This window comes from Fervidobacterium pennivorans DSM 9078, assembly GCF_000235405.2.
In the GTDB taxonomy this organism is placed as follows: Bacteria; Thermotogota; Thermotogae; order Thermotogales; family Fervidobacteriaceae; genus Fervidobacterium; species Fervidobacterium pennivorans.
Genome location: NC_017095.1, coordinates 2,158,771 through 2,166,381 on the forward strand (window position 1 = coordinate 2,158,771; position 7,611 = coordinate 2,166,381).

Consider the following 7,611-nt stretch of genomic DNA (forward strand, 5'->3'; position numbering starts at 1 on the left):
CAATAATACCGCAATTATATATTAAATCATAAAAACCCCGCACTGTGTAGTACTGTGCGGGGTTTGATACACAATATTCTTTGTTTTGAAAAATATGTTACTTAATTTCAACTTCTCCGCCGACTTCTGCGATCTTTTTCTTGATTTCTTCTGCTTCTTCCTTCTTAACTCCTTGTTTGATGAATGCATCTGGTGCGCCAGCTTTTTCAACAAGGTCTTTTGCTTCCTTGAGTCCGAGTCCTGTGATTTCTCTGACAACCTTGATGACTTCAACTTTCTTCTGACCAAAGCTCTTGAGGAGAACATCAAATGTGTCTTTTTCTTCTGCTGCCGCTGCTGGGGCTGCTGCTGCCGCTGCAACCGGCATTGCTGCCATGACTGGGGCTGCTGCGCTAACGCCGAATCTTTCTTCAAGCATCTTAACAAGTTCTGCAAGTTCCGCAACTGTTAATGACTCAATAGCTTTTACGAGTTCTTCCAATGTCATAATATACACCTCCTGATAAGTTTACCTTATGTTTTTGTTCTAACCAACTAGTACTAAATAAAATTACTGTTTTTCCTTTTGTTCCTTAATAGCGTTAAGAGCATACAATACACTTCTAAGCACACCTGCGAGAGAGTTGACAAGGCCGCGAATAGGTGCTTGGATACCACCAACAACCATTGCAAGTAGTTGCTCTCTTGATGGGAGCTTGGACAAGTTTTCGAGTTGGTCTCCTGCAAAGAACTTTCTTTCCAGGTACAACCCTTTGCAAACAGGTGTTCCTTTGTTTTCTTTAACAAAGTTGTAGAATATCTTGATGGCCTCAACAGGGTCTGCTTTAGCATTCACGTAAAGAACTGCGGTTGGTCCAAAAAGCGCATTGTCGTGGCCCTCGAGGTCATACTCTGCATTTTTGAGAGCCATCCTTAAGAGAGTGTTCTTAACAACCGTAAATCTTGCGTCGTTACCAAGCTTTTCTCTTAAAGCTCTTCTAAGTTTTGTCATCTGTGCAACTGTAAGTCCGGTAAAGTCCGCGAAAAGTACCAATGAAGAATTCTTAAAAGTCTCTGTTAACTCGTTAACAAGTTGTTCCTTCTCAGGTCTCTTAAGCACGTCGTCACCTCCCTAATCAAATAAAAAATGCCTCTTTACGAGGCACAGCGGAGGGAAAATAGCACCAATACGGAAACGATAATCCGTTGAACAGGTGCTTTTCGTATCCCTTCCGTGCCTCCTGCAGGCGCCCTGACTATTTTGTTAGGGCTTTATTTAACCTGCAATCTACGGCAATCACTTATTTTAGGACATGGTATATTTTACCAAAGTTTTCTGTTCTGTAGTGAACAATGAGTTAAATCTGTGTAAAGAAATAAGCTTATTGAACGATATTCTTCAAACGTATCGGGGTATCTGTTAGCCAGACTTCTACAATCGTTACGTTTGTTGCGTAGGTTGTTGTGGATGTTGCGTATTTCTCCACATATAAACCTGTACCGTTTAATTTTAACACGATACTTGTAGCTTCAGCAAGTTCTTTAAGTTGCGAGATATTCCAACCTGTGATATCAGGAAGATTTGTATAGGATTGCTTTTTAGGATTCATCAAATCATCCTGGTATTGCTTTAATTTCAAAACAACTTCCTTGAAAAATGGTGCAGCAACGATACTGCTTAGTTTTTCGGTCTGAGGGGAATCAACCCAGACCATTATAGTGTAAGGCTTGTCTAAAATGGCTTGCCCTACGAAGACTGCTGTGACATCCTTTTTCTTGTTTTTTTGAGCTGTACCGGTCTTTCCAAGTATTTTTATACCATCTATCTTTGCGTTTATACCTGTTCCTCTTTCCACGACATCTTCCAGCATTTGTTTTACAATGTCAGCGGTTGATTTTGATATGACTCGTTTCTTTGCCGGTTCTTTTCCCTCGTAGATAGTAGGTGCAACGTAGATTCCGCCATTCACTATAGTATTAAAAGCTGCTAGTAATTGGATAGGTGTGACGCCTATTGATTGTCCAATACTCATAAACGCCCAGTCAGCTTTGTACCACTTGTCTGGAGTGTTAAGTTTTCCTGGAATCTCCCCTTGCAATTCTATGCCTGTCTCCCTACCCAAACCAAAGGACTGGAAAATTTCATAAAGCTTTTCGACCCCAAAAGAATCAACGATTTGCTTTGTTGTGAGAACAGAAACGACGTTGCAGGAATGAACTAGCCCATCGTAAAGATTGATATCCTTATGAACTTCAAGATCTTTAATTGTCAAATCCAAACCTTCGATAGGTTTCACATATCCAGGACAGTAGTAATGAGTATCTGGTGTAACAAGTCCTAGTTCTAATGCAGCTGAAAATATGATGGGCTTGATTGTGGAACCGGGTTCAATATATCCCATATAGTAGGTGGGCCAACTCTGGGTGGTTAAAGCGGCTCTTACTTTTCCTGTACTACTTTCCATTACCAGAACTCCGACTTCTGTTGCTTGCTTTTTCTCCTTGTAATCCTGGGCCAATAAGTAAAGTTGTTTTTGAAGTTCACTATCTATCGTAAGCCTAACATTTTTTCCGTTTTCAGGCTCTATTTTTACATAGTTCAAAGGTCTGCCAAATATTCCTGAATAAGTTACAGAAACAACACCGTCTCTGACAGGTCTCAGTATTTTATCGAAATAAGCTTCCGCACCACTGATTCCATACCTTTGATCCGTTCTGCCAACGATTGCAGAAAGACCAAAATCTGATAAGGAAATACGGCGTTCCTCGGGAACAATCGCAACAAATTTCAAAAACTGGGTTGGAATCTTTCTTATTGCTTCCTGTCTGCTATTGACAATACCGAGTCTGAGAATATTTTTTTTATCAAGTTCGCTTAGCTGTTCAGATACTCCAAAAGCGTTCAATAATCTTAGGAAATCTGGTGATTTCTTGAACGCATTGCCTGCAAAGCTCCTCAAGTAATTCAAATCCAAATAAACACCATAAACAATCTCACTTGTAGCGAGCAAACGCCCGCGAGAATCGTAAATATTACCACGCAGTGCAGGTATGTAACTTTTAACCGCGTAACGGTTAGTATATATATTTGTATAAACCTTTACAAGCAAAACAATTATCAAGACCGAGACAATTAATAACACTAGTCTATAGCGGTATCTACCTCTGCTCAATTGATTACATCACGTCCTAATACCAGTTTTGCTATTTGAATATCCAAAACTGCGTTGTGTTGTCTTAAATTCGATAAACCCTCTCTATACATCTCAACTTGCCTTAACATCTCCGCTGTTCTGGAGTTAAGTTGATACGCGCCGAGAATCAGACCCGTGAACAAAGAAAATGCAAAGATATACTTCAACACTCGAGAAAAGGTCTTATGCTGCTCTTGTAAACCTTCAAGAGCGACTTCTCTCCGCTTACTTCTTACAAGCGTCATACTCTATCCCCCTTCGCTCCGCTAAGTTATGAGAAAACTAAAATTAAGAACTTACTAACAGAAACGAAAACATAAGCCCATACACAACGGCTCTTCTCTGCTCCGCTAAGTGCAATATCAAACATTTGGAAAATGTAAAAAAGTAAAAGAAAAATCTAAAACCTAACTTTCTAGAAAAATACTAACTTTCTCCGCTTTTAGTTGAATTAAGTTATTTGTTGTCTAACAGTGAGAAACTCAAACTCTCTTAGCTACCCTTAACTTTGCACTCCTCGACCTTGGGTTCTCGGCTATTTCTTCCATGCTTGGTGCTATAAAATCGCCTAGAGGTTCTAATCTCGGGTCATTTTTAAATGCGTGCTTTACTAATCTATCTTCCAGTGAGTGGAACGAGATTATAGCAATTCTACCTCCAGTTGTTAACAAATCAGGTGCGAACGAAAGGAACTTCGCCAAGTTCTCAAGCTCCTTATTTACTTCTATCCGTATTGCTTGGAACGTTTTAGTTGCAAAATGCCTTTTTCGATTGTGAATTTCCTTGTAAGGCAGAGCTTTTCGGATGGCTTCAACCAACTCTCGAGTAGTATTTATTGGCCTATTTTGAACAATAGAATGGGCAATCCTTCTCGCAAAACGTTCTTCACCATAATTGTATATAATATCGGCTAATCTATCCTCAGGGTAGGTATTAACAACATGGTGGGCGGTTAATTCACTTTCGAGGTTCATTCGCATATCGAGGGGTTCATCTTGATTGAACGAAAATCCTCTACCTTCTCCTTTTAATTGGTAGGTAGAGACCCCTAAATCAACAAGCAGTCCATCAACTTTATGGACTTGTAATAGGTTAAGCAAGACGGGTAAATCCACGTAGGAGAATTTGAAGAGCTGAACATTGGGGTAGGCTTCCAAGTTTCGCTCCGCTATTTGTAAAACTTCGCTGTCAACATCTATTCCTATAACCCTGCCACCCGTTTCCAATATCCGCTCCGCTATCGCTTTGGTGTGTCCACCTTCTCCTACCGTACAATCCACATACACCCCGTCTGGCTTCCATACCAAGTTGTCTACAACTTCCTTCAACAGTACCGGGATGTGTCGTTCACTATAAATCCTATTCATGCTTCACTCCGCTCCGCTAGTTTAGAAAAAGGCTACTTACATTGTAGAACAAAATGTGTAAATTTTGCAATTTTTTCCAAAAAAAATCAACGGTTGAAAAAGTATTTATTTAAGCGATTTTTGGAATGTTTATCAGTATATACTTAAGTATAGTAAAATTTAACATTTATTAAACAACAAACAGGGGGCTCCCCCCTGTTTATTATTACGGACGTGGAAAGAGTAAACTACTATCCTTTTTCAAAGTGTTATTCTTGTTCCAGTAAGCCCTTTTAATGCCTTATCGAGAACTGCCATATCGGTAATTAAACATTCCCTTCCGGTTGAGGTTACGAAATCAATTGCCGCTTCGATTTTTGGTCCCATGCTACCTGATGGGAATTGACCTTCAGCAAGGTATTTTTTCGCTTCTTCAACTGTAAGATGGTCCAGAGCTTTTTGATCCGGCTTGTTGTAGTTGATGTATACTTTTTCAACTCCGGTAAGAATTATGAGTATATCTGCATCAATTTCCTTGGCAAGCAAAGCACTTGCTCTATCTTTATCGATGACTGCTTCAACCCCTTTCAGTGTTCCGTTTTCTTGTATGACAGGTATTCCACCCCCACCCGCTGCTATGACTATCATGTCTTTTTCAACCAATGTCTTTATGACGTTCTTTTCAACTATGTCGAGTGGGATTGGAGAAGGAACAACACGTCTCCAACCTCGTCCAGCATCTTCTTTCATTATCCAACCTTTTTCTTGTTGTAGCTTCTCTGCCTCTTCCTTTGAATAAAATGGACCGACTGGTTTTGAAGGTTTTTGGAAGCCAGGGTCGTTCTTGTCAACGATAATCTGTGTAACGATGGCTGCGATTTCTCTTTGTATATTCCTTTTCCTTAGCTCATTTCCAAGAGTTAGCGCTATCATGTAACCAAGACTACCTTGCGTTTGCGCATCGTTAACGTCAATAGGGAACGGTGGTATAACGTGCTTTGCTAATTCTTGTTGGACTAAGAGATTACCTACTTGTGGTCCGTTTCCATGAGTTATAACTATGTCATACTCATCAAGCATAGAAACCAAAAATCTGGCGGTTTCGGAAAGGTTTTTCATCATGTTTTCTGCTGTTGCTTCTTCACCAGGTCTGTTAACCGCGTTTCCACCAATAGCCACAACTGCTAGTTTCTTCATGTGCACACCTCCAACTACGGATATGGAATTTTAGATTTATGAAAGTGCGATTGCCAAAGCGATAGATGCGAATTTCGACTCGCTTGTATCTGCACGTGATATGACAATAACTGGTGCCTTTGCTCCAGCTATGATACCAGCAATTTTTCCATTTGCGAAGTATACAGCAGACTTGCCAAGGAAATTTCCACTGTGAATGTCTGGAACAACTAGTATATCAGCATGACCTGCGACATCTCCCTTGACACCTTTGACTTCTGCTGCATAAACGCTCAAAGCGTTATCTATTCCAAGGGGTCCGTCTATCTTACAATTCTTTATTTGACCGCGCTCGTTCATTTTGGCTATAATAGCAGCTTCCATTGTCTCCGGCATGTCGGGATTTACTGTTTCAACGGCAGCTATGAGTGCAACTTTAGGCATCTCGTAACCAAGTTTTCTGGCAACAGCAACTGCGTTTTCTATAATTTGTACCTTCTGTTCCAAAGTAGGTCTAATTACCATGCCACCATCTGTGATGAAAATCAAACGGTTCACACCAGGAACTTCAACAACCGCAACGTGTGAAAGCAATCTCTCTGTCCTAAGTCCTTGTTCTTTGTCTAAAACGGCTTTCAGCAGTGTGGAAGTTTTTACAAGTCCTTTCATCACTATGTGTGCTTTCCCTTCGACGACTGCTCTCACCGCACCTTTGGATGCCTCTTCTTCAGAACGGCAGTCAACAATGGGGAAATCGGCGTTGAGCTCCTTCAAATTCTCTTCAATTACTTCTTTCTTTCCAAAAAGAATAGCAGAAACGCCCAATTCTCTTGCTTCGACAACTGCTTTTATGGCTTCTTTATCCTCTGCTCCAGCAATGGCGATAACTTTCCCCTTACCCTTCGCCATTTCGATGATTTCAGAAAGAGTTCTTATCATCGTTAACACCTCCACAGTGCTTGTTCTTAGATTTTTTTAAAGTTAAACTAATATCCTTGCAGCTGCACAAATATATGTCATAGCCAACAATGCTTCAAAGATGACCTTGTAGTCATCGTGAGTAAGGCGAACTTTCCTTCCATCTATTCTTTCGACAAGGGGCATGGAGGATACAAGGTCAGCTCTAAGTGTATCACTGAATTCCACAACCATTTCAATAGGCGATGAGAATTTGAAAATCTCGAAATCTTCTCTGGATTTTGTTGAAAGCTCCCTAGCACATTGTTCCAGTTCGTTAAGCAAAATCTTCGTTGGTTTCATAATAGCACTGTGCCTTCCGATAGACTTTTTGGTCTCCACAGTAAGAACCTTTGGGAGGATTTTAGAAGTTTGGGCAATAACTTTGTCATCTCCAATTAGACATCCAAGAGGAACACTGAACAAACCAGCAAAAGCTGCGTTGATAAGTGCTTCGTTCATTTCCATGCCATTTACCCAAATATTGTGTATTGAAGAACTTGAGTATGTATGGTCCATATTTGCGTGAATGGTGCCAATACCTGCATGGTAACCGAAAAAGACAGCAAAATCAAAGGATTCGTCAATACCATACATCATATAGTATTGCCTAATGCCACCACTTACCAATGTTACGTACGGAAATTCCTCAGTGATTTCCCAGGGGATGTTATCACCTGCGGCATGTGAATCCACAAGCATTACCTCGCACCCTTCCAATCCTTTTAAAAACGCTTTCAGCTGTCTCAACATTTCATATCTTTTGTATTCAGGACTTCTCTTCTCAACGTCATTCCAACTAGTTACACCAGCGAGTCCTTCGTAATCAAACGATACAAAGACTTTTTTCCTACTCGTTGTCATACCACCCACCCCTGTTGGTATTATAAAACAGAGTGTGTTTGTTATGAAGTCTGGTAAAAAAGAGCATACCGAAGCATACGAAAGCATAAACAAGT

The 7,611-nt window shown here is 40.4% G+C and carries 8 protein-coding genes; all 8 read right to left on the reverse strand.

The window, feature by feature from the left end; all coding sequences use genetic code 11:
* Window positions 1–97: 97 nt before the first annotated feature.
* Window positions 98–487, reverse strand: a complete 390-nt coding sequence (gene rplL, locus FERPE_RS10115; RefSeq protein ID WP_014452530.1) for a 50S ribosomal protein L7/L12 — start codon at window positions 485–487, stop codon at window positions 98–100.
* A gap of 63 nt (window positions 488–550) precedes the next feature.
* The gene (gene rplJ, locus FERPE_RS10120; RefSeq protein ID WP_014452531.1) at window positions 551–1,099 is read right to left on the reverse strand and encodes a 50S ribosomal protein L10; all 549 of its coding nucleotides are present in this window, start codon (window positions 1,097–1,099) and stop codon (window positions 551–553) included.
* Window positions 1,100–1,361: 262 nt separating this feature from the next.
* Window positions 1,362–3,152 carry a peptidoglycan D,D-transpeptidase FtsI family protein gene (locus FERPE_RS10125; RefSeq protein ID WP_014452532.1) on the reverse strand — a complete coding sequence of 597 codons (1,791 nt, stop codon included), beginning with the start codon at window positions 3,150–3,152 and terminating at the stop codon, window positions 1,362–1,364.
* On the reverse strand, window positions 3,149–3,418 hold the full coding sequence (locus FERPE_RS10130) for a hypothetical protein (protein ID WP_014452533.1): 270 nt from the start codon (window positions 3,416–3,418) through the stop codon (window positions 3,149–3,151). The genes FERPE_RS10125 and FERPE_RS10130 overlap by 4 nt, the downstream gene beginning before the upstream one ends.
* A 237-nt stretch (window positions 3,419–3,655) precedes the next feature.
* Window positions 3,656–4,540, reverse strand: a complete 885-nt coding sequence (rsmH, locus tag FERPE_RS10135) for a 16S rRNA (cytosine(1402)-N(4))-methyltransferase RsmH (protein WP_014452534.1) — start codon at window positions 4,538–4,540, stop codon at window positions 3,656–3,658.
* A gap of 240 nt (window positions 4,541–4,780) precedes the next feature.
* Window positions 4,781–5,716, reverse strand: a complete 936-nt coding sequence (gene arcC / locus FERPE_RS10140; RefSeq protein ID WP_014452535.1) for a carbamate kinase — start codon at window positions 5,714–5,716, stop codon at window positions 4,781–4,783.
* A 36-nt stretch (window positions 5,717–5,752) separates the two neighbouring features.
* Complete coding sequence (locus FERPE_RS10145) at window positions 5,753–6,634, reverse strand: bifunctional enoyl-CoA hydratase/phosphate acetyltransferase (RefSeq protein WP_014452536.1); 882 nt, start codon at window positions 6,632–6,634, stop codon at window positions 5,753–5,755.
* A 42-nt stretch (window positions 6,635–6,676) separates the two neighbouring features.
* On the reverse strand, window positions 6,677–7,516 hold the full coding sequence (locus tag FERPE_RS10150) for a M55 family metallopeptidase (RefSeq protein ID WP_014452537.1): 840 nt from the start codon (window positions 7,514–7,516) through the stop codon (window positions 6,677–6,679).
* Window positions 7,517–7,611: the final 95 nt, after the last annotated feature.

Coding starts and splice junctions, on each gene's coding strand:
- FERPE_RS10150 (WP_014452537.1), bottom strand. CDS start 7,516: ATGACAACGAGTAGGAAAAAAGTCTTTGTATCGTTTGATTACGAAGGA.
- rsmH (WP_014452534.1), bottom strand. CDS start 4,540: ATGAATAGGATTTATAGTGAACGACACATCCCGGTACTGTTGAAGGAA.
- FERPE_RS10145 (WP_014452536.1), bottom strand. CDS start 6,634: ATGATAAGAACTCTTTCTGAAATCATCGAAATGGCGAAGGGTAAGGGG.
- FERPE_RS10130 (WP_014452533.1), bottom strand. CDS start 3,418: ATGACGCTTGTAAGAAGTAAGCGGAGAGAAGTCGCTCTTGAAGGTTTA.
- arcC (WP_014452535.1), bottom strand. CDS start 5,716: ATGAAGAAACTAGCAGTTGTGGCTATTGGTGGAAACGCGGTTAACAGA.
- rplL (WP_014452530.1), bottom strand. CDS start 487: ATGACATTGGAAGAACTCGTAAAAGCTATTGAGTCATTAACAGTTGCG.